Source organism: Streptomyces sp. AB3(2024), from assembly GCF_041862025.1.
Lineage (GTDB): Bacteria > Actinomycetota > Actinomycetes > Streptomycetales > Streptomycetaceae > Streptomyces.
Window position 1 is genome coordinate 13,390 of record NZ_JBGWAB010000002.1, and the last position, 26,312, is coordinate 39,701.

General features: G+C 72.0%; 22 protein-coding genes. 6 read left to right on the plus strand and 16 right to left on the minus strand.

Features of this window, described 5'->3' with window-relative positions:
* Nucleotides 1-148: 148 nt before the first annotated feature.
* A complete protein-coding gene (locus tag ACEPPI_RS01010) occupies nt 149-1,096 on the minus strand; it encodes a LysR family transcriptional regulator (protein WP_373913341.1) in 948 nt (315 codons plus the stop codon).
* Between the two features lie 100 nt (nt 1,097-1,196).
* Between ACEPPI_RS01010 and ACEPPI_RS01015 the strand changes: the two genes are divergently transcribed.
* Together ACEPPI_RS01015 and ACEPPI_RS01020 are read left to right on the plus strand one after the other, a co-directional pair.
* A complete protein-coding gene (locus ACEPPI_RS01015) occupies nt 1,197-2,210 on the plus strand; it encodes an NADP-dependent oxidoreductase (protein WP_373913342.1) in 1,014 nt (337 codons plus the stop codon).
* 119 nt (nt 2,211-2,329) lie between these two features.
* Nucleotides 2,330-4,360, plus strand: coding sequence for a phosphocholine-specific phospholipase C (locus ACEPPI_RS01020; protein ID WP_373913343.1), 2,031 nt, complete (start codon nt 2,330-2,332; stop codon nt 4,358-4,360).
* A gap of 38 nt (nt 4,361-4,398) precedes the next feature.
* Here the strand turns inward: ACEPPI_RS01020 and ACEPPI_RS01025 are convergent, their stop codons facing one another.
* From ACEPPI_RS01025 to ACEPPI_RS01035, 3 genes are read right to left on the minus strand one after another with little or no spacing between them, the layout of a single operon-like run.
* Entirely contained in the window at nt 4,399-4,935 is a 537-nt protein-coding gene (locus ACEPPI_RS01025) for a GNAT family N-acetyltransferase (protein ID WP_373913344.1), read from the minus strand.
* Nucleotides 4,932-5,402: an SMI1/KNR4 family protein gene (locus ACEPPI_RS01030; protein WP_373913345.1), complete on the minus strand. Its 471-nt coding sequence runs from the start codon at nt 5,400-5,402 to the stop codon at nt 4,932-4,934. Before ACEPPI_RS01030 ends, ACEPPI_RS01025 begins: the two co-directional genes overlap by 4 nt.
* A 12-nt stretch (nt 5,403-5,414) precedes the next feature.
* Nucleotides 5,415-6,131, minus strand: a complete 717-nt coding sequence (locus ACEPPI_RS01035; protein WP_373913346.1) for a tyrosine-protein phosphatase — start codon at nt 6,129-6,131, stop codon at nt 5,415-5,417.
* An 82-nt stretch (nt 6,132-6,213) separates the two neighbouring features.
* Here ACEPPI_RS01035 and ACEPPI_RS01040 point away from each other — a divergent pair, with 82 nt between their 5' ends.
* Entirely contained in the window at nt 6,214-6,915 is a 702-nt protein-coding gene (locus tag ACEPPI_RS01040) for a nitroreductase family protein (RefSeq protein ID WP_373913347.1), read from the plus strand.
* On the opposite strand, the gene ACEPPI_RS01045 is transcribed toward ACEPPI_RS01040, so the two are convergent.
* The 4 genes from ACEPPI_RS01045 to ACEPPI_RS01060 all read right to left on the minus strand — a co-directional run bounded on the left by ACEPPI_RS01045 (nt 6,912) and on the right by ACEPPI_RS01060 (nt 10,859).
* Nucleotides 6,912-7,109 carry a hypothetical protein gene (locus ACEPPI_RS01045; protein WP_373913348.1) on the minus strand — a complete coding sequence of 66 codons (198 nt, stop codon included), beginning with the start codon at nt 7,107-7,109 and terminating at the stop codon, nt 6,912-6,914. The genes ACEPPI_RS01040 and ACEPPI_RS01045 overlap by 4 nt on opposite strands.
* Nucleotides 7,109-8,017 carry a hypothetical protein gene (locus ACEPPI_RS01050; protein WP_373913349.1) on the minus strand — a complete coding sequence of 303 codons (909 nt, stop codon included), beginning with the start codon at nt 8,015-8,017 and terminating at the stop codon, nt 7,109-7,111. The genes ACEPPI_RS01045 and ACEPPI_RS01050 overlap by 1 nt, the downstream gene beginning before the upstream one ends.
* Nucleotides 8,018-8,268: 251 nt before the next feature.
* Nucleotides 8,269-9,900, minus strand: a complete 1,632-nt coding sequence (gene pruA / locus ACEPPI_RS01055; protein ID WP_373913350.1) for an L-glutamate gamma-semialdehyde dehydrogenase — start codon at nt 9,898-9,900, stop codon at nt 8,269-8,271.
* Nucleotides 9,901-9,932: 32 nt separating this feature from the next.
* Nucleotides 9,933-10,859: a proline dehydrogenase family protein gene (locus ACEPPI_RS01060; protein ID WP_266842495.1), complete on the minus strand. Its 927-nt coding sequence runs from the start codon at nt 10,857-10,859 to the stop codon at nt 9,933-9,935.
* A 199-nt stretch (nt 10,860-11,058) separates the two neighbouring features.
* Between ACEPPI_RS01060 and ACEPPI_RS01065 the strand changes: the two genes are divergently transcribed.
* Complete coding sequence (locus ACEPPI_RS01065) at nt 11,059-12,279, plus strand: PucR family transcriptional regulator (RefSeq protein WP_373913351.1); 1,221 nt, start codon at nt 11,059-11,061, stop codon at nt 12,277-12,279.
* Here the strand turns inward: ACEPPI_RS01065 and ACEPPI_RS01070 are convergent.
* Together ACEPPI_RS01070 and ACEPPI_RS01075 are read right to left on the minus strand one after the other, a co-directional pair.
* Complete coding sequence (locus ACEPPI_RS01070) at nt 12,254-12,718, minus strand: hypothetical protein (RefSeq protein ID WP_373913352.1); 465 nt, start codon at nt 12,716-12,718, stop codon at nt 12,254-12,256. The two genes, ACEPPI_RS01065 and ACEPPI_RS01070, sit on opposite strands and share 26 nt — an antisense overlap.
* Nucleotides 12,719-13,072: 354 nt before the next feature.
* Nucleotides 13,073-13,663 (minus strand): TetR/AcrR family transcriptional regulator, encoded by a 591-nt coding sequence (locus tag ACEPPI_RS01075; protein ID WP_373913353.1) that lies wholly within the window; start codon nt 13,661-13,663, stop codon nt 13,073-13,075.
* Nucleotides 13,664-13,752: 89 nt separating this feature from the next.
* Between ACEPPI_RS01075 and ACEPPI_RS01080 the strand changes: the two genes are divergently transcribed.
* Entirely contained in the window at nt 13,753-15,294 is a 1,542-nt protein-coding gene (locus ACEPPI_RS01080) for an MFS transporter (RefSeq protein ID WP_373913354.1), read from the plus strand.
* Between the two features lie 75 nt (nt 15,295-15,369).
* Here ACEPPI_RS01080 and serA read toward each other — a convergent pair whose 3' ends face one another.
* The 6 genes from serA to ACEPPI_RS01110 all read right to left on the minus strand — a co-directional run bounded on the left by serA (nt 15,370) and on the right by ACEPPI_RS01110 (nt 25,164).
* A complete protein-coding gene (gene serA, locus ACEPPI_RS01085; protein WP_373913355.1) occupies nt 15,370-16,959 on the minus strand; it encodes a phosphoglycerate dehydrogenase in 1,590 nt (529 codons plus the stop codon).
* Nucleotides 16,960-17,244: 285 nt separating this feature from the next.
* Nucleotides 17,245-18,246 (minus strand): ketol-acid reductoisomerase, encoded by a 1,002-nt coding sequence (gene ilvC, locus ACEPPI_RS01090; RefSeq protein ID WP_373913357.1) that lies wholly within the window; start codon nt 18,244-18,246, stop codon nt 17,245-17,247.
* Between the two features lie 156 nt (nt 18,247-18,402).
* On the minus strand, nt 18,403-18,927 hold the full coding sequence (gene ilvN / locus ACEPPI_RS01095; protein ID WP_030236168.1) for an acetolactate synthase small subunit: 525 nt from the start codon (nt 18,925-18,927) through the stop codon (nt 18,403-18,405).
* A 32-nt stretch (nt 18,928-18,959) separates the two neighbouring features.
* Nucleotides 18,960-20,846, minus strand: coding sequence for an acetolactate synthase large subunit (locus ACEPPI_RS01100; RefSeq protein ID WP_373913358.1), 1,887 nt, complete (start codon nt 20,844-20,846; stop codon nt 18,960-18,962).
* Between the two features lie 227 nt (nt 20,847-21,073).
* Nucleotides 21,074-23,980: a putative bifunctional diguanylate cyclase/phosphodiesterase gene (locus tag ACEPPI_RS01105; protein ID WP_373913359.1), complete on the minus strand. Its 2,907-nt coding sequence runs from the start codon at nt 23,978-23,980 to the stop codon at nt 21,074-21,076.
* 236 nt (nt 23,981-24,216) lie between these two features.
* Entirely contained in the window at nt 24,217-25,164 is a 948-nt protein-coding gene (locus tag ACEPPI_RS01110) for a 2-hydroxyacid dehydrogenase (RefSeq protein ID WP_373913360.1), read from the minus strand.
* Between the two features lie 73 nt (nt 25,165-25,237).
* Between ACEPPI_RS01110 and ACEPPI_RS01115 the strand changes: the two genes are divergently transcribed.
* A complete protein-coding gene (locus ACEPPI_RS01115) occupies nt 25,238-26,245 on the plus strand; it encodes an aldo/keto reductase (RefSeq protein WP_373913361.1) in 1,008 nt (335 codons plus the stop codon).
* Nucleotides 26,246-26,312 lie beyond the last annotated feature (67 nt).

Here is a 26,312-nt window from a genome sequence, read left to right on the forward strand (position 1 = left end):
CGCTATCGACCGCCATTCGCTGGATCAGCGAGACGTTCGGCTTCTACAAAGCTAGGCCAGGTGCGGCTGTATGTCTCGGCAATTACTCGGACTTCCTACTATCTGAGACGCCCGAGCCCCCGGAAGACCCCTTCCGGAGGCTCCGCTCTCAGCCCCTGTCGGCCCTGAGTTCCCTGATCAGAGCCCTGACGGCGAGAGTCGACGCCAATTCCGGTGTGGTGACGTATCCCACGCATCTCACCGGCCCCTCAGGGCCCAATCCGGCGATCTCAACGGCGTCCGTGGCCTCGCGCAGCGACAGCTCCGGCAGGATCGCCATGCCCAGCCCCCGGCCGACCATGGTCAGCACCATGGCGTCGTCCTCGGCCTTCACGGTGGCCCGCGGGATCCAGTCCTGGGCCCGCCACCAGTTCCGGGTGTAGGAGCCGCAGTTCTCGTCCCAGTCCAGCAGCGGCAGCGCTTTCGGGTCGGGGTGCCCGAAGGGGTGGACGAGGGAGTAGGCCTCCCGGGTGAGCTCCCCGCTCAGCAGGCCGTCCGGCAGACCGGAAGGCAGCCCGGAAGGCTGACCGGTGGACGGCCCGGCGGACCCCCCGGCCGGCGGTACGTCGCCGGGCGCGCCCAGGGTCGCGATTGCGAGGTCCGCCCGCCCCGCCGCCACCTCCCCCGCGGTCCCGGCGCCGAGTTCGCGCACCACCCTGACCTCGGGCCGGATCCCGGGGTGCCGTGCGGTCAGCCGTTCCAGCGCGGGCGGCAGCAGGTGCAGGGCCGCGCTGCGGAAGGCGGCGATGCGCAGGACCCCGTCCGCCGCCGCCGGCCCGGCGGGGGCCCGGCCGGCGGCGCGGGCCTCCGCGCCCAGCACCTCGTAGAGCCGCAGGATGCGCCGGCCCAGCGCCACGGCCCGCTCCCCCGCCGGGGTGGGCGAGGCGCCGGTGCGCCCGCGGTCGAAGAGCACCGCGCCGACCTTGGCCTCGCTGCCGCGCACCGAGTGGGAGACGGCCGACTGGGTGATGCCGAGCCGGTTCGCGGCGGCGGAGAAGCCACCCGTCTCGGCGACGGCGACCAGCACCCTCAGTTCCTGCGGGGCGAGCTCGGTCACGGGGTTCCCACCTCGGCATATGAGCCGTGCTCATGGGTGCACGGCTTGCATGAGGCCAACCCCCTGCCCGGCCGCGGGATTCCTTCCTACGGTCGTCCCCATGACCACGCGCACCGCTTCCTCCGTCCACCTGACCGCCCGCCCCACCGGTTTCCCCTCCCCCTCCGGGTTCACCCACGTCTCCCATCCCGTTCCCGAACCCGCCCCGGGCACCGCACTGGTGGACAACCTGCTGCTGTCGGTGGACCCGTACCACCGGGGGATGATGGACGGGGGCGAGGGCGGCTTCGACCTCCACTCCCCCCTCGAAGGCCGCTCGGTGGGCCGGGTGACCGCCTCCCGCGATCCGGGCCTGGCCGAGGGCGACCTGGTCTTCCACCGCTCGGGCTGGCGCACCCACGCCCTGGTCACCCTGGGGGTGGACGGCACGCGCAAGCTGCGCGGCCACGCGGGCGTTCCCCTGGAGGCGTACCTGTCCGTCCTGGGCGGGACCGGCCTGACCGCGTACGCCGCGCTCACCCGGACGGCAGCCCTGCGCGAGGGCGAGGACCTCTTCGTCTCGGCCGCCGCGGGCGGGGTCGGCACGGCCACCGGGCACATCGCCCGGCTGCTCGGCGCCCGCCGGATCATCGGCAGCGCGGGCTCGGCGGCCAAGGTCCGCCACCTCACCGAGGTCCTCGGCTTCGACGCGGCCTTCGACTACCACGACGGGCCGGTCGGCGAGCAGCTGGCGAAGGCCGCCCCGGAGGGAATCGACGTCTACGTGGACAACGTGGGCGGAGACCACCTGGAGGGTGCGATCGATGTCCTGCGGGAGTACGGGCGGATCGCCTGGGTCGGCGGGATCTCGATGTACAACGGCGACCGTTCCCCCGCCGCACCCCGCAACCTCTTCGAGGTCGTACACAAGTCGCTTCGCCTGGAGGGGGTATTGGTTCGAAATCACACCAATCTGCAGGACGAGCTGGAGGACTTCCTGGTCCCCCACCTGCGCAGCGGGCGGGTGAGCACCGACACCACCGTTGTCCAGGGATTCGACCGGACCGTGGAGGCCTTCCTGGGCGTACTCCGTGGGGAGAACCTGGGCAAGATGCTGGTCCGTCTCAAGGACTGAATCCGGCCAGCCGGATGTTCACCGAGTTCTTACCGCAGGGATGTAGACCTTTGCAGGGGTTGCCGCCACGCTTGCCGTCAATGTGCCAGCGGGGCACTTGAGTTGGAGGCGAGCAACCAGTGACACCGATCAGCCGCAGAGGTTTCGTGGGAATCGGCGCCGGGCTCGTGGCAGGGGCGACCCTGCCCGCGATCACGCCGACGACGGCCGCCGCGGCCGCCGCGACCGGCACGATCACCGATGTGAAGCACGTGGTGATCCTGATGCAGGAGAACCGCAGCTTCGACCACTACTTCGGCAGGCTGAAGGGCGTCCGCGGCTTCGGCGACCGCGCCTCCGGCAACATCCCGGGCGGCTGGGGTACGTTCAACCAGCCCAACTGGGGCGGCCGCCAGTACCCGTGGAAGCTGTCCGCCACCCCGGCGGCCGGCGGCGCCGACGGCGAGACCCTGGCCCAGTGCACCGGCGACCTCCCGCACAGCTGGACCTCGCAGCACGCGGCCTGGAACAAGGGCCGGATGGACAACTGGGTCCTCGGCGTCGGCAAGACCCACACCCTCGGCTACCTGGACCGCGGGGACATCCCCTTCCACTACGGGCTCGCCGACAACTACACGATCTGCGACGCCTACTTCTGCTCCACTCTCAGCGCCACCGGCCCCAACCGCACCTTCCTGTGGAGCGGAAAGGTCGAGGCGGGCAGCAAGGACGGCGGCGAGGAGTCCGGGCTGACCTGGGAGACGTACGCGGAGGCCCTCCAGCGGGCCGGGATGACCTGGAAGGTCTACCAGAACGCGCAGGACAACTACGGGGACAACGGCCTCGCCTACTTCAAGCAGTTCACCGACGCCAAGCCCGGCGACCCGCTGTGGGACCGGGGCATGGCCTCGGTCCCCAAGGTCACCGGCTCCACCCCGGACGACATCGCCGCCGCCATCCGCGCCGACGTCGTCGCCGGCACCCTGCCGCAGGTTTCCTGGGTGGTGGCGAACGAGGCCTTCTCCGAGCACCCGTACGCCCCGCCCGGCGACGGCGCGCACTTCGTGGACCTGGTCTACAGGGCGCTCGCCGCGAACCCGGAGGTCTTCGACTCCACCGTCCTGTTCCTCAACTACGACGAGAACGACGGCTTCTTCGACCACGTTCCGCCGCCGGTCGCCCCGCCCGGCTCCGCCGGCGAGTACCTCGACGGCGTCCCGATCGGCCTCGGCTTCCGCGTCCCGATGCTCGTGATGTCGCCGTGGACCCGGGGCGGCTGGGTCAGCTCCGAGGTCTTCGACCACACCTCGGTGCTCCGTTTCATGGAGACCTGGACGACGGCCCTGGGCACTCCGGCCGCCTGTCCCAACATCAGCCCCTGGCGCCGCAAGGTGGTCGGCGACCTGACCGGCGTCTTCGACTTCGCGCACCCCGTCTACGGGGTCCCCTCGGGCCTGCCGTCGACCGCCAAGGTGATCGGGCAGGCGACCTGCGGCCCGCTGCCCAACCCGGCCCCCCAGGACAACTCCCTCCCGGCGCAGGAGCCCGGAACGCGCCCGGCGCGGGCGCTCCCGTACCAGGTCAACGGCAACCTGGACCGCTTCGAGTTCGGGACGGCCGGCCAGATCACGGCCTGGTTCTCGATGACCAACCAGGGCGCCCAGGCGAAGCAGGCGGCGCACTTCTCCATCCACCCGCACCAGTACCGGGACACCACCGCCTGGCAGTACACGGTCGACCCCGGCACCACCGCCGCGGACTGGTTCTCCATCGGCCTCGGCAGCGGATCCGGCAAGTACGACATCTCCATGTACGGGCCGAACCGCTTCCTGCGCCGCTTCATCGGCGACGCGACCAAGGTGGGCAAGTCCCTGGAGGTCGCCGCCCGCTTCGCGGTCGAGTCGGGCACCGGCAAGATGGCCATCTGGTTCAAGATGACGAACGCGTCCGCCTCGCCGGTCACCTTCACCGTCCGCTCGAACGCCTACCGCACGGACGGGCCGTGGACGTACACCGTCCCGGCGAACTCCTCGCGCGAGGACTTCTTCAACGCGGTCGCGTACAGCAAGGGCTGGTACGACTTCACGATCCTGGCGGACTCCGACGGCACCTGGTCGCGCCGCTACACCGGCCACATCGAGACGGGCGCCGCGAGCGTCTCCGGGTCCTAGCCGGGTCCTAGCCGGGTCTTGACCGGGCCCTGTCGGGTCTAGAGCACGTCGCCGTCGCGCCAGTCGAAGTCGAGCCGCCCGGCCGGGTCCAGCACGGCCCCGCCGGGCGGCGTCCACACGTACGTCGAGCCCTCCTCGTCGGGGAGCCGCACGGGGCCGTCCGGGCCGAGCACTCCGACGGGCCCGGGGTGGAGGCGCCAGCCGCGGCCCGCGTACAGGGCGGCCCCGGCCTCGGAGGCGGACAGGGCGCCGAGCACATGGGCCCGCCCGATCACCCCCTCCAGGCCGGCCATCACCGCCCCGCCCAGTCCGGCGCGGCGCAGACCGGGCCGTACCGCCACGGCCTCCACGTACCCGGTGCGCAGGGCGCGGCCCCGGTGCAGCACCCGGCGCTGGACGACGCTGCCGTGCGCGACGAGCTCCCCGTCCCGGTGGAGCAGGGCGTGCACGCCGCCGAGGGCGTGCTCGAAGTCCTCGTCGCCGAAGTCCCCCGCGAAGGCGACGTCGAGCAGCTCCCGGATCGCGCGCAGCTCCTCGGCGCGCAGTTCGGCGGTGTGGACGAGGCGTACGGTCACGGCGTCTCCAGCCAGTCGGTGTACCAGGTGCGGAAGTCGGGGGCGGCGGGGACGAATCCGCCCCAGTCCGGGTCCAGCCGCCACACCTGTCCGGCGTACGGGCCGTTCAGGACCAGCCTCAGGTACGTCCCGCAGCCCTCCTCGGCGAGGGTGAGCGTGCCCGCGGTCAGCTCCTCGGCCGCGCGGCCGAGGGGCCCGGTGCGCGGCGCGGCCGGCGGGAAGGGCGTCGCCGCACGGCCCGGCCGCCGGTCGTCCTTCCACTCCCCGTCCACCGCCCATTCCTCCCCGGCCGCCGCCTCCGGGCGCGGGGTGACCAGCGGCAGCAGCCCGTGGGCGGGCCCCGCCGGGGCGAGCGGGGCGGCCAGCGCGTACCGGTGCGTGCGCGCCCCGTGCCGGGTGTGCCCCGGGTCCAGCGCGGCCTTCTCCCGCAGCCGCTCCCGTACGGCGCGTGCGTCCCAGGTCTCCATCCGGGGACGGTATCAACGCCCCCGGAGCCTGCCGCGGAGCCGCCCCAGCTCGGCCCCGGTCAGGCCCGCCGCGCGCAGGTAGGCCTCCGCGTCCAGCCGGTGGGCGGCGTCGCGGGCGAGGGCGTGGGCGGTGGTGCCGAGTCCGGTGAGGTACTCCTCGATCCCGGTGGCGTCGTAGGGCCGGCCCTCGGCCGCGTACCGGGCGCGGACGCGCGGCTCGCTCAGCGCGTGGTCGTCGGCGATCTCCTCGGCGCTCGCGCCCGCGAGCCGCAGCAGGACGAGCGCGACGATCCCGGTGCGGTCGCGGCCCAGGCCGCAGTGGAAGACCACCGCGCCCGGCGGGGCGTCGGCGACGGCGCGCGCGACGGTGGCGACCCGGTCGGGGAAACGGTCCAGGAAAGGCCGGAAATACGCGGGGGTCGCGAAACCCGCAGTGCCCCACCACACGTCCCAGAAGTCCCGGTGCTCGATGCCGTCGAGCGGGATCGCCGACGTGTTGATCCCGGCCGGGCGGGGTACGTGGTCCACGCCCCGCTCATCGTCGTTGCGCAGGTCGATGACGGTCCGCACGCCGTGCGCAGCCAGGGTGGTCCAGCCCCGGGCGGTGAGCCCGTCGAGGCTGTCCGCCCGTACCAGGACCCCGGGTGGCAGGGCCCCGAGGCCGCCGAGGTCGCGGGCGTTGGAGCAGCCTTCCCACTCCACGAATCGACCGACGTTCGTCACGGTCATAGCCCCCCTGTCAGTACACATCGGACAGTCGTCAGGGACGCGACTCTGGCCTCAGGGGTTCCCTCCGCGTGAAGATCTGCCCATGTCGCCCCGTACCCAGCAGTGGACCCCGACCCATGGCCAGCCCTACCGGCCCGTCGCCTACCGTCCCGCGCGCATGCCGAGCGAGGAATCCCTCGCGCGCGCGGCGGAGCTGCGGGCCCGGATGGACGAGCGGCGCACCGTACGCCGCTTCTCCCCGGACCCGGTCCCCGACCGGGTCGTCCGCGACGCCGTCGCCTGCGCGGCCACCGCTCCCTCCGGGGCGCACCAGCAGCCGTGGACCTTCGTCCTGGTCAAGGACCCGGGGGTGCGCCGCCAGATCCGCGCCGCGGCCGAGCAGGAGGAGGAGATCTCCTACGACGGCCGCCTCGGCGACGAGTGGCTCGCCGCCCTGCGCCCGATCGGCACCGACGCGGTCAAGACCCACCTGACGGACGCCCCGGCGCTGATCGTGGTCTTCCAGCAGCGGTACTGGCTCGGCCCGGACGGCACGAAGCGCAAGCACTACTACGTCGACGAGTCGGTCGGCATCGCCGTCGGGATGCTCCTGTCCGCCCTGCACCTGTCCGGCCTGGCGGCCCTCATCCACACCCCGAGCCCGATGCGGTTCCTGGGCCACGTCCTGAACCGCCCGGAGAACGAGAAGGCCTTCGCGGTCATCCCGATCGGCTACCCGTCCGCCGACTGCGAGGTCCCGGACCTGATCCGCAAGTCCCTGGACCAGGTATTGGTGGAGGTCTAGCCGTCGCTGTCCGGCCCGGCGGGCGGTGGACCCGGCCGCCCGCCCAGTGCCTCCGCCAGCCGCATCCCGATCCGCACACGGTCCTCGGGCGTACCGGCGTCCATCGCGGCCCGCACGTGCCGCAGGATGAGCCAGTCCCGCACGACCTTGGCGACCCCGAGCACGGCCGCCGTCACGATCACTGCGGTCAGCATCACCGGTACCTCCGCTCGATCGACGCGGTGACCTCGGCGATCTCCCCGTCCCTGTGTACGAAGTCCATGCACCGAACGGTCACCTCCGCACCGCCGAGCCTGATCACGCCGGGACGGGCGGCCGGCCCACCCGGTTCGGGGTGCCCCCCTGCCTGGGGCTCGGCAAGACCGCTGCAGCGCAGCAACTGCTCCATCTCCGGGGCTCCAGGCGCGCAGCACCACTCCAGCACGAGGTCCTGGTACTGGTGGCGGTACGAGTTCACCCAGCCATGGGCGTTCCCCGTACGGTTGACCAACGCCGGACGGCGGAGCAGCCGGCTGAGCAGGTGGTCGCGGGAGGCAGGGTCCGGCCCGGCCATCGCGGTGCGCGTCCAGAGGTGAAGTTCCTCCAGCTCCGCAGGATGTGGCGCCCCGCCCGCGATGCGGCCCACGTACCGCAGCCCGTCGCCGTCGTCCGGAAGCCGCCAGGAGCTGGGGACGCCCCGAAGGCGGATGGTTCCGCCGCCGACGGCATCCCGCAGGGTCAGCCCCTCCGTGTCGGAGGTGACCCGCAGGCCGGGCACCCCGCGCAGGCCCCCGTACTCCTCGTCGAGGCGGGGCAGCAGCTCGGTGACGACCCCCCGGGCCATCCGCTCGTGGAGCCGGAGGGCGAGGCCGTCCGCCGACGGCACAGCGGCGACGACACCGAACACCGCCCCGTCGAGCTGTCCGTCGCGAAGGGCGTCGCCTGCGGTCAGCGTGACCATTGCTTCGAAGGCGCGCTGGGCCGAGTCGGCCGCGTCGGGCACCGGTCGGCGGCGGGTGATCAGGCCGGCTCCGGCCCAGCCGAGGCAGGTGCGGTGCGGCAGCCCGGTGGCTGCACGGCAGATGGACGCGGCACGGTGGTGATTGTCTGTACGCCTGGACATACGTCTCCCCGGGCGCCGGCCCCGGTACGGGCGCGTAGAGGTTGCGTATCTCCCAGCGGTCTGTCCCACCCCGTACGGGAACTCGTCAGAGCCCTTGGCTCCCTCGGGATACCGGGCCCGAGTGGCGGAGCTGGTCGCCGTACACGACAACTGTGTTCAGGCTAGCAGGAGTTGCCGAGGGGGGAAATGGATACCGCCCCCGCTCCGGACTTGGGGGTACCGGAGCGGGGGCGGGGTTCAGCGGGGGCGGGTCAGCCCATGTGGGGGTAGCCGTACTCGGTCGGCGGGACCAGGGTCTCCTTGATGGAGCGGGTCGAGGTCCAGCGCAGCAGGTTCGAGGCCGCGCCCGCCTTGTCGTTGGTGCCCGAGGCGCGGCCGCCGCCGAAGGGCTGCTGGCCGACGACGGCGCCGGTCGACTTGTCGTTGATGTAGAAGTTGCCCGCCGCGAAGCGGAGCTTCTCCATCGTGTCGGCGGCCGCGTAGCGGTCCTGCGCGATGACGGCGCCGGTCAGGGCGTACGCCGAGACGTTCTCCATCTGGGCGAGCATCTCGTCGTACTTGTCGTCCTCGTAGACGTGGATCGCGAGGATCGGGCCGAAGTACTCGGTCGTGAAGACCTCGTTCTCCGGGTCGGTGCACGCGATGACGGTCGGGCGGACGAAGTAGCCCTCGGCGTCGTCGTACGTGCCACCGGCGACGATCGTGCAGGTCGGGTCGGCCTTCGCACGGTCGATCGCGGCCTTGTTCTTCGCGAAGGAGCGCTCGTCGATGACCGCGCCGATGAAGTTGTCCAGGTCGCGGACGTCACCCATGGCGATGCCGTCGACCTCGGCCGCGAAGGCCTCCTTGAAGCCGTCGTTCCAGATGGAGGCCGGAACGTAGGCGCGCGAGGAGGCGGAGCACTTCTGGCCCTGGAACTCGAAGGAGCCGCGGGTCAGGGCGGTCTTCAGGATCGCGCGGTCCGCGGACGGGTGCGCGACGACGAAGTCCTTGCCGCCGGTCTCGCCGACCAGGCGCGGGTAGGAGCGGTACTTCTCGATGTTGTTGCCGACCGTCTTCCACAGGTACTGGAAGGTCTTGGTCGAGCCGGTGAAGTGGATGCCGGCCAGCTCCGGGTGGTTCAGGGCCACCTCGGAGACGGCGATGCCGTCGCCGGTCACCAGGTTGATGACGCCCTTGGGCAGGCCGGCCGCCTCCAGGAGCTCCATGAGGAGGACCGCGGAGTGGGTCTGCGTCGGGGACGGCTTCCAGACGACCACGTTGCCCATCAGGGCCGGGGCGGTCGGCAGGTTGCCGGCGATGGCCGTGAAGTTGAACGGCGTGATCGCGTAGACGAAGCCTTCGAGCGGGCGGTGGTCGCTGCGGTTCCACACGCCGGCGCTGTTCGCGGCGGGCTGCTCGGCGAGGATCTGCCGGGCGAAGTGGACGTTGAAGCGCCAGAAGTCGACGAGCTCGCACGGGGTGTCGATCTCGGCCTGCTGCGCCGTCTTGGACTGGCCCAGCATGGTGGAGGCGGCCAGCTTCTCGCGCCAGGGGCCGGCGAGCAGCTCGGCGGCGCGCAGGATGATCGCGGCGCGGTCGTCGAAGGACATCGCGCGCCAGGCCGGGGCGGCGGCCAGGGCGGCGTCGACGGCCTCCTGGGCGTCGGCCCCGGTGGCGTTGGCGTAGGTGCCGATGACGGACTTGTGGTCGTGCGGCTGGACGACGTCGAAGCGCTCGCCGCCGCCCATCCGCTTGACGCCGTCGATCGTCATGGGGAGGTCGATCGGGTTCTCGGACAGCTGCTTGAGCTGGAATTCGAGGCGCGTACGCTCCGGGCTGCCGGGGGCGTACGAGTGGACCGGCTCGTTGACCGGCGCGGGGACCTGGGTCACAGCATCCATGGGGCTGGTAACTCCTTGAGCTAGTGGGGTGCCTAGTTCTTGGTGATCATCGAGCGGAGGAAGAACAGCAGGTTGGCCGGCTTCTCCGCGAGGCGGCGCATGAAGTAGCCGTACCAGTCGGTGCCGTAGGCCGTGTAGACGCGCATCCGGTGGCCCTCGGCGGCCAGCCGCAGGTGCTCCTCGCTGCGGATGCCGTACAGCATCTGGAACTCGTACTCGTCCAGCTTGCGCCCTGCCTGGCGGGCCAGCTCCTGGCCGATGGCGATGAGACGCGGGTCGTGGGACCCGATCATCGGGTAGCCGTCGCCCTCCATCAGGATCTTCATGATCCGGACGTACGCCTTGTCGATCTCGGCCTTGTCCTGGTACGCGACCTCGGCCGGCTCCTTGTAGGCGCCCTTCACGATGCGGACGCGGCTGCCGGCGGCGGCCAGGCGGCGGGCGTCGGCCTCGGTGCGGAAGAGGTAGGCCTGGATCACGCAGCCGGTCCGCGGGAAGTCCCGGCGCAGCTCCTCGTGGATGGCGAACATCGAGTCGAGGGTGGTGTGGTCCTCGGCGTCCAGGGTCACGGTGGTGCCGATGGCCGCGGCGGCCTCGACGACCGGGCGGACGTTGGCGAGGGCCAGCTCGTGGCCGCCCTCCAGCGCCTGGCCGAACATGGACAGCTTGACGGACATCTCGACCGTCTCGCCCAGGCCCAGCGCGCCGAGGCGCTCGATGAGCTCCAGGTAGGCGTCGCGGGCGGCGTGGGACTGCTCCACGGCGGTGATGTCCTCACCGACGACGTCGAGGGTGATCTCCAGGCCGCGCTGCGTGAGGTCCTCGACGATCGGGATGACCTGGTCGACCGTCTCACCCGGGATGAAGCGGTTCACCACGGGCTTGGTCACGGGGGCGGCGGAGACGATTCGGCGCATCTTGTCGCTGCGCGAAGCGGCGAGGATCACGGGACCCAGCACGGGGCACCTCCAACGGGTGGCAGAAGCGGACTGCGGCCGCCGTGCGGGGTGGGCCGCGGCCGTAGGGAAAACGCAAGTAAAACCACCGTGAAACCTAAGGATCTCCACGATCCTCTGCCATCGACAGCTGTCACGCATCCGTGGTCCGGATGTCATACATCTGTCTGAAGAGCCGTGTGCGAGATGGGAGAATGGGCGCGTGAAGGGCGATTACCAGGACCTGGTCGACGAGATCTCGGCGCTGCTCGGCGCCCCGGCCACACTGGAGAACCGGGACTTCCGCCTCATCGCCTTCGGAGCCCACGACAGCGACGACGACCTCGTCATGGACCCCGTCCGCACCCGCTCGATCCTCACCCGGCAGTCCACGGCGGCCGTGCGGTCCTGGTTCGAGGCCTACGGGATCACCCGCGCGACCGGCCCCGTCCACATCCCGGCCGCCCCGGACGCGGGCGTCTTCCGCGGGCGGATCTGCCTGCCGGTGCGCTACCGGGGCATCGTGCAGGGCTACGTGTGGCTCCTCGACCAGGAGCCGGGCCCCGGGGCACAGGCGCTGGCCGCCGCGATGGAGGTGGCCGAGCGGATCGGGGTGCTGCTCGCCGAGGAGGCCAAGGCGGGCGCCGACCTGTCCCGGGAGTTCCTCGCGGTCCTCACCGCCGGGCGGGGCTGGCAGCAGGACATGGCGGTGGCCGCGCTGCGGGTGGCCCTGGGGCCGGGGGCCGAGGGACTGCACGCCGCCGTGTGCGTGGCGCCGTGGGCCGGGGAGGCTCCCGCGTCGGTGCCGGGGGCGGCGGCGGTGTGCGTCGTACCGGGTGACGCCGTCGGCGCGAACGGCGTGGCGGGTGCGTCCGGCGGGGGGCCCGGGGGCTCCGGGGGCGGGGCGCTCGCCGTCCTGCTCCGGCTGCGCTCGACGGACGCGCTGGCCCCGGCCCTGACCGCGGTGGGACGGCTGCTGCCGCGCCCCGGGGCGACGGGCACCGGCGCCGGGGCGGACGGCGCGCCGGGCCCCACCGCGGGCCTGTCCGACCCGGTCCGGACCCTCGCGGAGCTGCCCGCCGCCTGGGCACAGGCCACCGCCGCGGCCCGGACGGCCGCCGCCCGGCCACTGCCGGGGCCGGTGGCACAGTGGTCGGAGATCGGCCCGTACCGGATGCTGGCCGCCCTGGCGGCGGGCCCGGCGGACGACCCGGCGACCCGGACCCTGCTCGGCCCGGCCCACCGGGAACTGGCCCGTACCGCCGAGGTGTTCCTCGACTGCGCGGGCCAGGCGGGCCGTGCGGCGGCCGCGTTGGGCATCCACCGCCAGACCCTGTACTACCGGCTGGGCCGGGTGGAGCAGCTGACGGGGCTCGACCTGGACGACGGCGAGGACCGCCTGTTGCTCCACATGGCCCTCAAGGCCTCCCGACTGCACGGCTGACCGCCGGGAGCGGCGGAGACGGCGGGAGCGGCGGAGACGGCGGGAGCGGCGGAGACGGCGGGAGCGGCGGAGACGGCGGGAGCGGCGGAGACGGCGGGAGCGGCGGAGACGGCGGGAGCGGACGCAGGGGTTTGAGGGGCGCGCCCGAGGCCGCGTCGAGCAGCACCCGGGTCCCGAGGGGGCGGGTGAGGGTGACCGGGACCGTCTGCGACAGCTGGACCATCGGACACACGGCCTCCGGCTCCCCGGTCCGGCCCGGCAGCACCCGGCCGGTCAGGACCACCGTGTCCGCGTCCTCCAAGACGTCGACGGCGGCTCCCCCGTCGCAGGCCCCGTGGCCCGCGTCCGCGCTGAAGGCGGTGGCCCCCGGCCCGGCTCCGCGCTGCCCGGAGAGCGGGGCCGTGCCGGCTTCGAAGGGCTTCCGCGGGGCGAGCGGCACCCGGGGCGGGTCCTGCGGCAGCGTCGCGCGCCGACGAGCGGCGCCGCGTGGCCCTCCACCGTGAACAGCCAGGCGGGGACCCGCGCCGGGCCGCGGCTGGTGCGTACCCCGGTCTCGCCGAGGCGGACGCCCGTGACGGTCAGCGGCGGGGTGGGGCCGCGCCGTCGGGGATCCTGTCCACCGCGGCCGCCACCCCCGTCACCACGGCCCCGCGTCTCGCACCCGTCATGGGAACTCCCCCTCCAGCCGCTCCGGTTCGACTGCTGCGACGGTTGGACGTACGCGCCCGAGCGGCAGTTCCGGCTCCGGTCCGGCGCCGGCGCGTACCGGCCGGGGCCCTGCGGCGGGCGCCGCTCAGCCCTCGCCGCCCTCCGCCTCGGCCGTGACCCCCTCGGCCACCCGCCGCAGCCCCTCGGTGAACTCCTCCGCCGTGGCGGCGCTCGCCGGGTCGAACAGCCACTGGATCATCAGGCCGTTGAGCAGCGCCTGGTAGACGGTGCCGAGGGTGCGCTCGTCGCGCTCGGTCACCTCGTCCTCCGGGGTCCCGGTCAGCATCGAGATCAGGCCCCGGCGCCCCTCCCGCTGCGAGGCGCCGAGCATGGCCCGCAGCTCGGCGTGCCGGCCACGGCTCAGCGCGATCTCCAGGCTGGCCGCCCAGACGGGTGCGGTCTCCTCCTGCCGGTCCACGACCCCCTCCCACAGACCGTGCAGGCGCTCCAGCGAGCCTTCCGCACCGCCCAGGGCGCCCCCGAACCCCTCGCCCCATTCCTCCATCAGGGCGATGAAGGCCTGGGTGAGCAGGGCGTCTTTGGAGCCGTAGTGGTAGCCGATGGACGCCAGGTTGGTGCCGGAGGCGGTGACGATGTCGCGTGCGGTCGTCCGCACGAACCCCTTCTCGGCCAGGCACTTCTTCGCGCCTTCGAGCAGATCTTCGCGATGTCCCATGGCCTCACGGTAGCAAGACAACCGTCCTAGACATGAGTTCCATACATCCGTCATAGACAAGCGTTTATGACAGATGTACATTCCTTCTCATGACGAACCCCGCCGCTACTGCGCGCCTCGCCGGCCGCCGCGAATGGACCGCGTTCACGGTCCTGTTGCTGCCCCTGCTCCTGGTCTCGATGGACACCTCCGTCCTCTACTTCGCCATCCCGGCCATCACCCGGGAGCTCGACCCGAGCGCCACCCAGCAGCTGTGGATCTTCGACAGCTACGCCTTCGCCCTCGCCGGCCTGCTGATCACGATGGGCTCGCTCGGCGACCGGATCGGCCGCCGCAAGCTGCTGCTGATGGGGGCCGGCGCCTTCGGCCTCGCCTCCGTCGCCGCCGCCTACGCCACCAGCGCCGGGATGCTGATCGCGGCCCGCGTGCTCCTCGGCGTCGGCGGCGCGACCCTGATGCCCTCCACCCTGGCCCTCGTGCGCAACCTCTTCCGCGACGACAGGCAGCGCGGCAAGGCCATCGCCATCTGGTCCGGGGCCATGACCGGCGGCATCGCCCTGGGCTCGGTGCTCAGCGGCGTGATGCTGAACCACTTCTGGTGGGGCTCGGTCTTCCTGATCAACGTGCCGGCGATGCTGCTCCTGCTGGTCCTGGTACCGGTGCTGGTGCCGGAGTTCAAGGACCCGGCGCCCGGCCGCTTCGACCTGCTGGGCATCCCGCTGTCGACGGCCGCCGTCCTGCCGGTGGTCTACGGGCTCAAGGAGATCGCCGCCGAGGGCTTCGAACCCCTCTCCCTCGGCTGCCTGCTCGTCGGCCTGGCGTTCGGATACGCCTTCGTCCGCCGCCAGCGCCGCCACGAGGACGCGATGGTCTCGCGGGCGCTGTTCCGGGGGCGGGGCTTCGGGGCGGGCATCGGCCTGAACACCGTGGCCGCCTTCGCCATGATGGGCTCGGCCTACTTCACCACCCAGTACCTGCAGTCGGTGCTCGGCATGGGCACCCTGGAGGCGGCCCTGTGGAGCCTCGCGCCCTCCCTTTTCATCGGCGCCGCGGCCCCCGTCGGAGCGGCCCTGGCCCAGAAGACCGACCGGGCCCGCGTCATCGCCGGCGGCTTCGTCCTGGCCGCCGCCGGGTTCGGCCTGATCTCCCTGGTGGGCACCGACTCCCTGTGGCTGCTGCTGGCCGGTGCCGGGGTGCTGGCCTCCGGCATCGTGGTGGTGATGTCGCTGGTCTCCGACATGGCACTGGCCTCGGCCCCCGCCGAGAAGGCCGGCTCGGCCGCCTCGTTGCTGGAGACGGGCCAGGAGTTCGGCGGCGCCCTCGGCATGGCGCTGCTCGGCAGCCTCGGCACCGCCGTCTACCGCTCGGACCTGTCGGGCGCCGAACCCGCCGTCCGGGAGACCCTGGGCGGCGCGGTGGCCACCGCCGCGCAGACCGGCGGAGCGGCCGGTGCACAGCTGCTGGCCCTGGCCCGTGAGGCCTTCGTCCACGGAATGCAGTACGCGGCCTGGGGCGGTGCGGCGCTGCTCCTCGTGGCGGCGGCCGGCGCCCTGGCCCTGGCCCGGAGCGGGCGGGCCGCCGCCCCGGCCGCGGCGGAGCGGGCCGTCCCGGCCGCCGCGCCGACGGGCTGAGCCCCGTAGCGGCGGGAGAGAGGACGCGGAAGGGCCCGGGGAACACCCCGGGCCCTTCCGTATGCGGTGCGGCGGTCAGCCGAGGTTGACCGTACGGGCCGACGCGGCGCCGATCTCGGCGGAGATGGCCGCGAGGACGTCGACCGGGACCTCGGCGTCGACGGTGAGGACGACGAGCGCCTCGCCGCCCTCTTCGGCTCGGGCGACCTGCATGCCCGCGATGTTCAGACCGGCCTCGCCGAGCAGCTGCCCGACCTTGCCGACCACACCCGGGCGGTCGGTGTAGCGCAGCACGATCATGTGGTCGGCCAGGGCCAGGTCCACGTCGTACTCGCCCACGCCGACGATCTTCTGGAGGTGCTTGGGGCCGGCCAGGGTGCCGGAGACCGAAATCTCCTGACCGTCCGACAGGGTGCCGCGCACGGTCACCACGTTGCGGTGGTCCGGGGACTCCGAGCTGGTGGTCAGGCGGACCTCGACGCCGCGCTCCTGCGCGAACAGCGGGGCGTTGACGTAGGAGACCGTCTCGTCGACGACGTCCTCGAAGACACCCTTGAGCGCGGAGAGTTCGAGCACCTTGACGTCGTGCTGGGTGATCTCGCCGCAGACCTCGACATCGAGGCGGACCGCGACCTCGCCCGCGAGGGCGGTGAAGATGCGGCCGAGCTTCTCGGCGAGCGGCAGACCGGGACGGACGTCCTCGGCGATGACGCCGCCCTGGACGTTGACCGCGTCCGGCACGAGCTCGCCGGCGAGCGCGAGGCGCACCGACTTGGCGACCGAGATGCCGGCCTTCTCCTGGGCCTCGTCCGTGGAGGCGCCGAGGTGCGGGGTGCAGACGACCTGGTCGAGCTCGAAGAGCGGGGAGTCCGTGCAGGGCTCCTTCGCGTACACGTCGAGACCGGCGCCGGCGACGCGGCCCTCCTTGATGGCCGAGTACAGCGCGGCCTCGTCCACGATCCCGCCGCGGGCGGCGTTGACGATGCGGACGGACGGCTTCACCTTGTGCAGGGCCTCGTCCCCGATGAGACCGAGGGTCTCGGGGGTCTTGGGCAGGTGCACGGTGATGAAGTCGGCGACCTCCAGCAGCTCGTCCAGCGTCAGCATCTTGACGCCCATCTGGGCGGCGCGCGCGGGCTGCACGTAGGGGTCGTAGGCCGCGATCTTCATGCCGAAGGCGGACATGCGCTGGGCGACCAGGACGCCGATGCGGCCGAGGCCCACGACGCCGAGGGTCTTCTCGCTGAGCTCGACGCCCGTGTACTTGTTCCGCTTCCACTCGCCGTTCTTCAGGGCGGTGTTGGCCTGCGGGATGTTGCGGGCGGTGGCGACGAGCAGACCGCAGGCGAGCTCGGCGGCGGTGACGATGTTGGAGGTCGGGGCGTTCACGACCATCACGCCGGCCTTGGTGGCGGCGGATACGTCGACGTTGTCGAGACCGACACCGGCGCGCGCGACGACCTTCAGCTTCTTGGCGGCGGCGATCGCCTCGGCATCCACCTTGGTGGCGGAGCGGACGAGGATCGCGTCGACGTCGACGATCGCGGGGAGCAGCTCGGCGCGGTCGGCGCCGTTGACGTGCCGGATCTCGAAGTCCGGACCGAGCGCGTCCACCGTGGCGGGCGACAGCTCTTCGGCGATGAGTACGACAGGTTTCGAGCTCACGTGGGTCCTCACAAGTCCAGTGCGGACGGCCGTCCCGACGGCCGCAGGCGGTGGAGGGGGTAGCCGCGTGGAAGACGCACGACACTGTGGGCCTGACGCGTTGTGTTGTGCAGTGTAGTAGCGGATCCGAGCCGGAATTCCGCCTGTACGGAAGGATCACCCGTCCGAGATTGGCCGGGGTGGACAATCCGCGCTACACGAGGCCCACATTCCGGCCACCTCCACCCGTGGGGGCGGTGCGCGGCGAGGCCGGAACGACACGTCCCGGCCCCGCCGCGCACGAGATCAGCTCTCGTCGCTGTCGACCCAGCTCATCAGCTTGCGCAGCTTCTTGCCGGTGGTCTCCAGCAGGTGGGCCTCGTCCGCCTTCTTGTACTCGTTGTACTTCGGCAGACCCGCCTTGTACTCGGCCATCCAGGTGTTGGCGAACTCGCCGCTCTGGATCTCGGCCAGGACCTGCTTCATCTCGGCCTTGGTGGCGTCGGTGATGACGCGCGGGCCGGTGATGTAGTCGCCCCACTCGGCGGTCTCGGAGACCGACCAGCGCATCTTCTCCAGGCCGCCCTCGTACATGAGGTCCACGATGAGCTTCAGCTCGTGCAGGCACTCGAAGTACGCGATCTCCGGCTGGTAGCCGGCCTCGGTCAGGACCTCGAAACCGGCCTTGACCAGGGCGGAGGCGCCACCGCAGAGGACGGCCTGCTCACCGAACAGGTCGGTCTCGGTCTCCTCGGTGAAGGTAGTCTTGATGACGCCGGCGCGGGTGCCGCCGATGCCGGCCGCGTAGGACAGCGCCAGGTCGAAGGCCTTGCCGGTGGCGTCCTGCTCGACGGCGGCGATGCACGGAACGCCGCGGCCCTCCTCGTACTGACGGCGGACCAGGTGGCCCGGGCCCTTCGGGGCGACCAGGGCGACGTCGACGTTGGTGGGGGGCTTGATGAAGCCGTACCGGACGTTGAAGCCGTGGCCGAAGAAGAGCGCGTCGCCCTCCTTGAGGTGGTCCTTGATGGACTCCTCGTAGATCTCGGCCTGGAGCGGGTCCGGGGTCAGGATCATGATGACGTTCGCCCACTCGGCGGCCTCCGACACGGAGACGACCTTCAGACCCTGCTCCTCGGCCTTGGCCTTGGACTTCGAGCCCTCCTTGAGGCCGACGACGACGTCGACGCCGGAGTCACGGAGCGACAGCGCGTGGGCGTGGCCCTGGCTGCCGTAACCGATGACCGCGACCTTGCGGCCCTGGATGATGGACAGGTCGGCGTCGTTCTCGTAGAACAGCTCGGCCACTGGGATATCTCCTTGGTGCGCTGGTGTTGCTCCCACCGTACGGCGGGGAACGGAATCTGAGTTTGTCGGTCTCGCCATTCGAACCGGGGCATTCGCGCCCCGGAGCGCCGCGGTGGGCGGGCGACCGCGGCCGGGCTCTGGAGTCAGGAGCTGCGGTCAGGCACTGCGGTCGAGCGAGCGCAGGCTGCGGTCCGTGATGGACCGGCCGCCACGCCCTATGGCGATGGTGCCGGACTGCACGAGCTCCTTGATGCCGAAGGGCTCCAGCATCTTGAGCATGGCGCCCAGCTTGTCGGTGCCGCCGGTGGCCTCGATGGTGACGGCCTCCGGGGAGACGTCGACCGTCTTGGCGCGGAACAGCTGGACGATCTCGACGATCTGCGAGCGCGTCTCGTTGTCGGCGCGGACCTTCACCAGGACGAGTTCGCGCTCGATGGCATTGTGCGGCTCCAGCTCGACGATCTTGAGCACGTTGACCAGCTTGTTGAGCTGCTTGGTCACCTGCTCCAGCGGGAGGTCCTCCACGTTCACGACGATGGTGATGCGGGAGATGTCGGGGTGCTCGGTGACGCCGACCGCGAGGGAGTCGATGTTGAACCCGCGGCGGGAGAACAGCGCGGCGATCCGGGCGAGGATGCCGGGCGTGTTCTCGACCAGGACGGAGAGCGTGTGCTTGGACATGTGAGTCGTTCTCTCTCTCAGGCTCTCTCGGCTCAGTCGTCTTCGTTGTCGCCGAAGTCGGGGCGGACGCCCCGGGCTGCCATGACCTCGTCGTTGGAGGTGCCGGCGGCAACCATCGGCCACACCATGGCGTCCTCGTGGACGATGAAGTCGATCACGACCGGACGGTCGTTGATCGCGTTGGCCTCGGCGATGACCTTGTCCAGGTCGGCCGGGTCCTCGCAGCGCAGCGCGACGCAGCCCATGGCCTCGGACAGCTTGACGAAGTCCGGGACGCGGGTGCCCTTGCGGGGTGCGATGGACTCGCCGAGCTGGGATCCGACGGTGTCGTGGCCGGTCTCGTCCGCGTGCAGCACGGTGTTGGAGTACCGCTGGTTGTAGAACAGGGTCTGCCACTGGCGGACCATGCCCAGCGCACCGTTGTTGATGATCGCGACCTTGATCGGGATGTTGTTCAGCGCGCAGGTGACCAGTTCCTGATTGGTCATCTGGAAGCAGCCGTCGCCGTCGATCGCCCAGACGGTGCGCTCCGGCATGCCGACCTTCGCGCCCATCGCGGCCGGGACCGCGTAGCCCATGGTTCCGGCGCCGCCGGAGTTCAGCCAGGTGCGGGGCTCCTCGTACTTGACGAAGTGCGAGGCCCACATCTGGTGCTGGCCGACGCCCGCGGCGAAGATCGTGCTCGGCGGCGCGAGCGCGCCGATCCGCTCGATGACCTGCTGGGGGGACAGCATGCCGTCCTCGGGCAGGTCGTAGCCCAGCGGGTAGGTGTCGCGCCAGCGGTTGAGGTCCTTCCACCAGGCGGTGTAGTCGCCCGCGTTGCCCTCGGTGTGCTCGGCCTGGACGGCCTGGATCAGGTCGGCGATGACCTCGCGGGCGTCGCCGACGATCGGGACGTCGACCTCGCGGTTCTTGCCGATCTCCGCGGGGTCGATGTCCGCGTGGATGACCTTGGCGAACGGCGCGAAGCTGTCCAGCTTGCCGGTGACGCGGTCGTCGAAGCGGGTGCCGAGGGCGATCAGCAGGTCCGACTTCTGGAGCGCGGTGACGCCGGTGACGCTGCCGTGCATGCCCGGCATGCCGACGTGCAGCGGGTGGCTGTCGGGGAAGGAGCCGAGGGCCATCAGGGTGGTGCAGACCGGGACCCCGGTCAGCTCGGCGAGGACCTTCAGTTCGGCCGTGGCGCCGGACTTCATGACGCCGCCGCCGACGTACAGGACCGGGCGCTTGGCCTGACAGATGAGCTTGGCGGCCTCGCGGATCTGCTTGGCGTGCGGCTTGGTGACCGGCCGGTAGCCCGGCAGGTCCATGGACGGCGGCCAGGAGAAGGCGGTCTTCGCCTGGAGGGCGTCCTTGGCGATGTCCACCAGGACCGGGCCCGGACGGCCGCTGGCGGCGATGTGGAACGCCTCGGCGATCGTCCGCGGGATGTCCTCGGCCTTGGTGACCAGGAAGTTGTGCTTGGTGATCGGCATCGTGATGCCGACGATGTCCGCCTCCTGGAAGGCGTCCGTGCCGATCGCCTTGGAGGAGACCTGGCCGGTGATGGCGACGAGCGGGACGGAGTCCATGTGCGCGTCGGCGATCGGGGTGACCAGGTTGGTGGCACCCGGGCCCGAGGTGGCCATGCAGACGCCGACCTTGCCGGTGGCCTGCGCGTAGCCGGTGGCCGCGTGCCCGGCGCCCTGCTCGTGGCGGACCAGGATGTGACGGACCTTCTTGCTGTCCATCATCGGGTCGTACGCGGGGAGGATGGCGCCGCCCGGGATGCCGAAGACCGTGTCGCACCCCACCTCTTCGAGAGAGCGGATGAGGGACTGGGCGCCCGTGACGTGCTCAACTGCGGTGGGCTGGTGTCCACCCGTACGGGGCCGCGGCTGCGGATGGTGGGCCCCGGTGGCCTGCTCGGTCATCGGCATTCTCTTCTCGAAGCTGAGGGTTTTACGAGGGGCGGGGATCCCCCGGGTCAGGACCGGGGGCGTGTGCCAGTGCAACAAAAAACCCCTCGTGCCTGGTGGCAAGCGAGGGGAGCGCGTCGGTAGCGTTGAGCGGGGACATGGTGGTCCCAGCTTCAGCCGACGCGCTTTCCAAGTACGAGAATTCGGGTGCGCATGGCACTGACCCTCCCTCCGGCGGGAGGTCGATGTCAAGCGGGTGGGACGGGCGTCTCATTATTTGAGCCTCTACGGATGACCATCGAACCACCGGACGCGCCACCGGCCAAGGCCGGCTGGGCCGTACCGCCCGGTACTGGGAACGTACTCCTCACGAGCGCGCGCCGCAGCCTGTATTCGTCGAGTGGTCCGGAGAAGGCCGCTCCCTGGCCGTGGGTGCACCCCATGGCGCGCAGTGCCAGCACCTGCTCCGGCAGGTCCAGCCCGTCCGCCACGGACTGCATGCCCAGGTCATTTGCGATACGCAACAACCCTGCGGTGATCTTGTGCAGCCGGGCGGATTCGACCACCCCCTCGACCAGGCCCCGGTCGAGCTTGAGGAGGTCCACGGGAAGCCTGCGGAGGGCGCTGATGGCCGCGTAGCCGCTGCCGAAGCCGTCGAGGGCGATCCGGACGCCGAGCCGGTGCAGGGCCGTCAGGCGGCGCTCCAGCTCGTCGAAGGGCACTCTGGGGTCGGAGGCGGCCAGTTCCAGCACCAGCGCCCCGGAGGGCAGTCCGTGCCGGGCCAGCAGAGCCTCCACGGAACCGCGGGGCAGGGACCGGTCGAGCAGCCGCTGCGCGGTCATCCGTACGGCCACTGGTACGTCGTGTCCGGCCCGGTGACGCTCGGCGGCCCGCTCGACGGCCTCTTCCAGCAGCCAGCGGCCCAGTTCGGCGGTGCGCGCGGCGTCCTGCCCGGCGGCCCCCGCCTCACCGTGCTCGGCCACCCGGAGGAATTCGGCCGGGGTGAAGAGGATCCCCTGGGCGGACCGCCAGCGGGCCTGGGCGACCACCGCGGTGACCTCACCGGTGGCCAGCGAGACCACGGGCTGGTGCAACAGGGCGAACTCGCCCTCGTGGAGCGCGGTGCGCAGCCGGCCCGCCAGCTCGGCCTTGCGGACGACCTCGGCCTGCATTTGGGGGGCGTACAGCTCGACGCGGTCCTTCCCGCCGGCCTTGGCCCGGTACATCGCCAGATCCGCATTGCGCATCAGGTCCGAAGGGGTGATGCCGGGGTCGGCGAAGGCCACGCCGATGCTGGCGGCGACCCGGACCTCGCTGCCCGCGATGCTGTAGGGCTGGGAGAGGGTGCTGCGCAGCCGCTCGGCGATCTCGTGCACCTGGTACTCGCGGGCGCTGCGGTCGCGGCTGCCGTCGCCGAGGATCAGGGCGGCGAACTCGTCCCCGCCGAGCCGGGCGGCGGTGTCCCCCGCCCGGACGGCGTCCTGGAGGCGGTGGGCGGCCTCGACGAGCAGTTCGTCGCCGGCCTGGTGGCCGATGGTGTCGTTGACCGCCTTGAAGCCGTCGAGGTCGATGAAGAGCACGGCGGTGCTGTGGTCCCCGGCCCGGCGGCCGGTGAGCGCCTGGCGGACCCGGCGGGTGAACAGGGCCCGGTTGGGCAGGTCGGTGAGCGGGTCGTGCTCGGCGCTGTGCTGGAGCTGGGCCTGGAGGCGGACCCGCTCGGTGACGTCCCGGCTGTTGAGGATGAGCCCGCCCTGGTGCCGGTTGACGGTGGACTCCACGTTGAGCCATTCGCCGCTGCCCGATTCGAACCGGCACTCGATGCGGGTCGTGGGCTCCTCGGTGGGCGGTGCGGCCAGGAAGCGGCGCACCTCGTGGACCACGCGTCCGAGGTCGTCGGGATGGATCAGGCTGGCCAGCTCGCTGCCGATCAGCTCCTCCGCCTCACGGCCGTAGACCCCGGCCGCGGCGGGGCTGACGTAGCGCAGGGTGCCGGTGGGCGCGGCGATCATGATGACGTCGCTGGAGCCCTGGACCAGGGAGCGGAAGTGGTTCTCCTTCTGGGCCAGCTCCTGCGTGAGAGCGATGTTGTCGAGGAGCATGATGCCCTGGCGGATGACGAGGGCCAGGACCACGGTGCAGCCGGTGAAGACGACCATGCGGTCGACCTTCCGGCCGTCGACGACGTTGTAGAGGATCCCGAGGGTGCAGACGGCGGCGGCGAGGTAGGGGGTGAGGGCGGGCAGCGAGCCGGTGATGGGACGGCTGTGGGGCCGTTCCGGGCGCTGGGGCGCGGCCCGGTCGACGCCGTCGGGCCGACGGGCGCCCCAGGGCGCGTAGGCGAGCAGCAGGGAGCCGGCGAACCATCCGGCGTCGAGGATCTCGCCGGAGCGGTAGGTGGTGTTCAGCAGCGGCGAGGTGAACAGCGCGTCGCTCAGGACGGTCAGGGCGAGCGCCGCGATGGCCGTGTTGACGGCGGAGCGGTTGTTCGCGGAACGGCGGAAGTGCAGGACCAGGACCATCGAGACGAGCGCGATGTCCAGGAGCGGGTACGCGAGCGAGAGCGCGGCGCGCGGGACGCTGCCGGGCGCTCCGGACTGGGCGGTGCGCGCGGCGTTGGCGAGGGCCAGGCTCCACGACAGGGTCAGGAGCGAGCCGCCGATGAGCCAGGAGTCGAGTCCGAGACAGACCCAGCCGGCCCGGGTGACGGGGCGTTTGGCGAGGACGAGCAGGCCCACGATGGCGGGCGGGGCGAAGCAGAGGAAGGCGAAGTCGGCGAGGGAGGGCTCGGGGACCTTCTGGCCGAGGATGACCTCGTACCAGCCCCAGACGGCGTTCCCGAGGGCTCCCATGAGCGAGGAGAACGCGAACATCAGCCAGGCGGGGCGCTCACGCCGGTCGATCGTCCTGGCGTAGTGATAGCAGGAGACGGCGGCCAGTAACCCTGCCGTACTGAGTCCGAAGTCGCCCATGACCTTGGCGAGTTCCTCGGACCCCCAGCCGAGGGCGGCTCCCACGGCGTACCCGCCGCTGACCACCGCGAGGAGGAGCTGCGCCGCCAGGCCCCCACCGCCGCCCGCCACGGGCGGCCGGGTCAGCAGCGCCGCCCCCGGGGGGTTCACCGGTCCCCCTCGCCGGCTGGTTCCGGCGCGCCCCATCGTCGCCTCCGGCGGCTCTGCCGCATCGGATCCTTCGCCCATTGGCCGTGCATCGCCCGTCGCCCCCAAAGTGTCCGATCACTCCCCAGCGCCAGACGTACGTGGCGCAGCCCCTGGTTCCGGACGATACACCACTTTCGTCACTCAGCGACATAGTCTCTCTACTCTCCGTCACCACCAAGAGTGTTGTGGACACCCCGCGCATACGGGTGGTTGCGGACCGCGTACGGCGGGATCTAGTCCGTGACCAGGACGGTGTTGTCCACGGGCTCCCCGGCGGCGAACCGGGTGAGCTGGCGGGCGACCAGCCGCTTCGCCCTGGGTTCGAACGCCGAGCTGCTGCCGCCCACATGAGGGGTGATCAGAACGTTCGGGGCGTGCCAGAGCGGGTGGCCGGGCGGCAGCGGTTCGGGGTCCGTGACGTCGAGCGCTGCGCACAGCCGGCCGGGTCGCAGTTCCGCCAGGAGGGCCTCGGTGTCGACGACGGGGCCGCGCGCGACGTTCACGAGCAGGGCCCCGTCCTTCATCCGGGCGAGGAAGTCTGCGCCGGCCAGGCCCCGGGTGTCCTCGGTCAGCGGAGTGCACAGGATCACCACGTCCGCGTCCGGCAGCAGGCGGGGCAGGTCGGCGAGGGCGTGGACCGGGCCGTGCGGGGCGTCGCGGGCGGAGCGGGCCACACGGGTGACGGACCCGCATTCGAAGGGGAGCAGCCGGTCCTCGACGGCCGCGCCGATCGACCCGTAGCCGACGATCAGGACGGCCTTGTCGGCGAGGGCCCCGTAGAAGCCGCCGTGCCATTCCTCGCGGTCCTGGCCGCGCACCATGCCGGGGATGCCGCGCAGGGAGGCGAGGGTCAGGGTGAGGGCGAGCTCCGCGGTGCTCGCCTCGTGGACGCCGCGGGCGTTGCAGACCCGGACTCCGCGGGGCAGGCCGTCGAGGCCGCCGGCGAGGTGGTCGATGCCCGCGGTGAGCGTCTGGACGACCCTCAGGGCGGTCATCCCGGCGAGCGGGCGCAGGGTGACGGCCCGGGACTTCATGTACGGCGTGACGTAGAAGACACAGTCGGCGGGGTCGGCCGGGAACGATTCCTCACCGTCCCACCGTCGGTAGCGGAAGGAGGTGGGGAGACCCTCGATCTCCTCGGCGGGGAAGGGGAGCCAGACGTCCCCGGTCGCAGCAGTCATGATCACGAGGCTATGCGAAGGGAACTGGATCAAGCCGTTACTTTGAGGTCCGTACCGGGAGGGGGACGCAGGGGTGGAGCGCAGGGCGATCGGGGCCGGGCCGCTGACGGTCGGAGCCATCGGGCTCGGGTGCATGCCGATGAGCTGGGCCTACGCGCCTTCACGACGCCGCGGCGAGGAGTCACTGCGGACGGTGCACACGGCGCTGGACCTGGGGGCCAACCTCCTGGACACGGCTGACCTGTACGGGCCGTTCACCAACGAGCTGGTGGTCGGACGGGTGCTGCGGGAGCGGCGGGCCGAGGCCTTCGTGTCCGCCAAGGTGGGGCTGCGCGCCGGTGAGCAGCACGTGGTGGCCGACGGGCGGCCGGGGTACGTGCGCCGGGCGTGCGACGCCTCGCTGCGGCGGCTGCGGACCGACGTCATAGACCTGTACCAGTTGCACCGGGTGGATCCGGACGTGCCGGTGGAGGAGACCTGGGGCGCCATGGCGGAGCTGGTCGGCGCGGGGAAGGTGCGGGCGCTCGGGTTCTGCGCGCTGGGCGCGGGGGCCGGGCCGGGGGCCGGACGGCGCGGGGACCGGGGCTACCGGTCGACGGTGCGGCAGCTGGAGCGGGTCCAGCAGGTGTTCCCGGTGACCGCGGTACAGGCGGAGCTGTCGGTGTGGTCGCCGGAGGCCGCGTGGCAGCTGCTGCCGTGGTGCGCGGCGCGGGGCGTGGGGATGCTGGCGGCGATGCCGCTGGGGAGCGGGTTCCTGACCGGGACGCTGACGCCCGGGCAGGGGTTCGAGGACGCGGACGTGCGGGCGCGGCATCCCCGGTTCACGGCGCATGCCATGGCCTCGAACCAGGTGCTGGTGGCGGCGCTGCGGCGGGTGGCGCTGCGGCACGGACCGGAGGTCACGCCGGCGCAGGTGGCGTTGGCGTGGGTGCTGGCGCAGGGGCCGCACGTGGTGCCGGTGCCGGGGGCGGAGCGGGCGCGCTGGGCCGCGGAGAACGCCCGGGCGGCGGAGGTGCGGCTGACGGCCGGGGAACTGGCCGAGATCGCGGCGCTGCCGACGGCGGCGGGTGCCTGGGACTGAGCCGGGGAGCGGGCCGATCGGACGGCCCGGCCCGATCCCCCACAACCACTCGATCGGGTGTACGAGC

Bases quoted from the DNA above. Each gene is read 5' to 3' on its own strand.
- ACEPPI_RS01015 (WP_373913342.1), top strand. From the start codon at position 1,197: ATGACCACGCGCACCGCTTCCTCCGTCCACCTGACCGCCCGCCCCACC.
- ACEPPI_RS01030 (WP_373913345.1), bottom strand. From the start codon at position 5,402: ATGGAGACCTGGGACGCACGCGCCGTACGGGAGCGGCTGCGGGAGAAG.
- ACEPPI_RS01035 (WP_373913346.1), bottom strand. From the start codon at position 6,131: ATGACCGTGACGAACGTCGGTCGATTCGTGGAGTGGGAAGGCTGCTCC.
- ACEPPI_RS01040 (WP_373913347.1), top strand. From the start codon at position 6,214: ATGTCGCCCCGTACCCAGCAGTGGACCCCGACCCATGGCCAGCCCTAC.
- ACEPPI_RS01045 (WP_373913348.1), bottom strand. From the start codon at position 7,109: ATGCTGACCGCAGTGATCGTGACGGCGGCCGTGCTCGGGGTCGCCAAG.
- ACEPPI_RS01050 (WP_373913349.1), bottom strand. From the start codon at position 8,017: ATGTCCAGGCGTACAGACAATCACCACCGTGCCGCGTCCATCTGCCGT.
- pruA (WP_373913350.1), bottom strand. From the start codon at position 9,900: ATGGATGCTGTGACCCAGGTCCCCGCGCCGGTCAACGAGCCGGTCCAC.
- ACEPPI_RS01075 (WP_373913353.1), bottom strand. From the start codon at position 13,663: ATGGGACATCGCGAAGATCTGCTCGAAGGCGCGAAGAAGTGCCTGGCC.
- ACEPPI_RS01080 (WP_373913354.1), top strand. From the start codon at position 13,753: ATGACGAACCCCGCCGCTACTGCGCGCCTCGCCGGCCGCCGCGAATGG.
- ilvN (WP_030236168.1), bottom strand. From the start codon at position 18,927: ATGTCCAAGCACACGCTCTCCGTCCTGGTCGAGAACACGCCCGGCATC.
- ACEPPI_RS01100 (WP_373913358.1), bottom strand. From the start codon at position 20,846: ATGCCGATGACCGAGCAGGCCACCGGGGCCCACCATCCGCAGCCGCGG.
- ACEPPI_RS01105 (WP_373913359.1), bottom strand. From the start codon at position 23,980: ATGGGGCGCGCCGGAACCAGCCGGCGAGGGGGACCGGTGAACCCCCCG.
- ACEPPI_RS01110 (WP_373913360.1), bottom strand. From the start codon at position 25,164: ATGACTGCTGCGACCGGGGACGTCTGGCTCCCCTTCCCCGCCGAGGAG.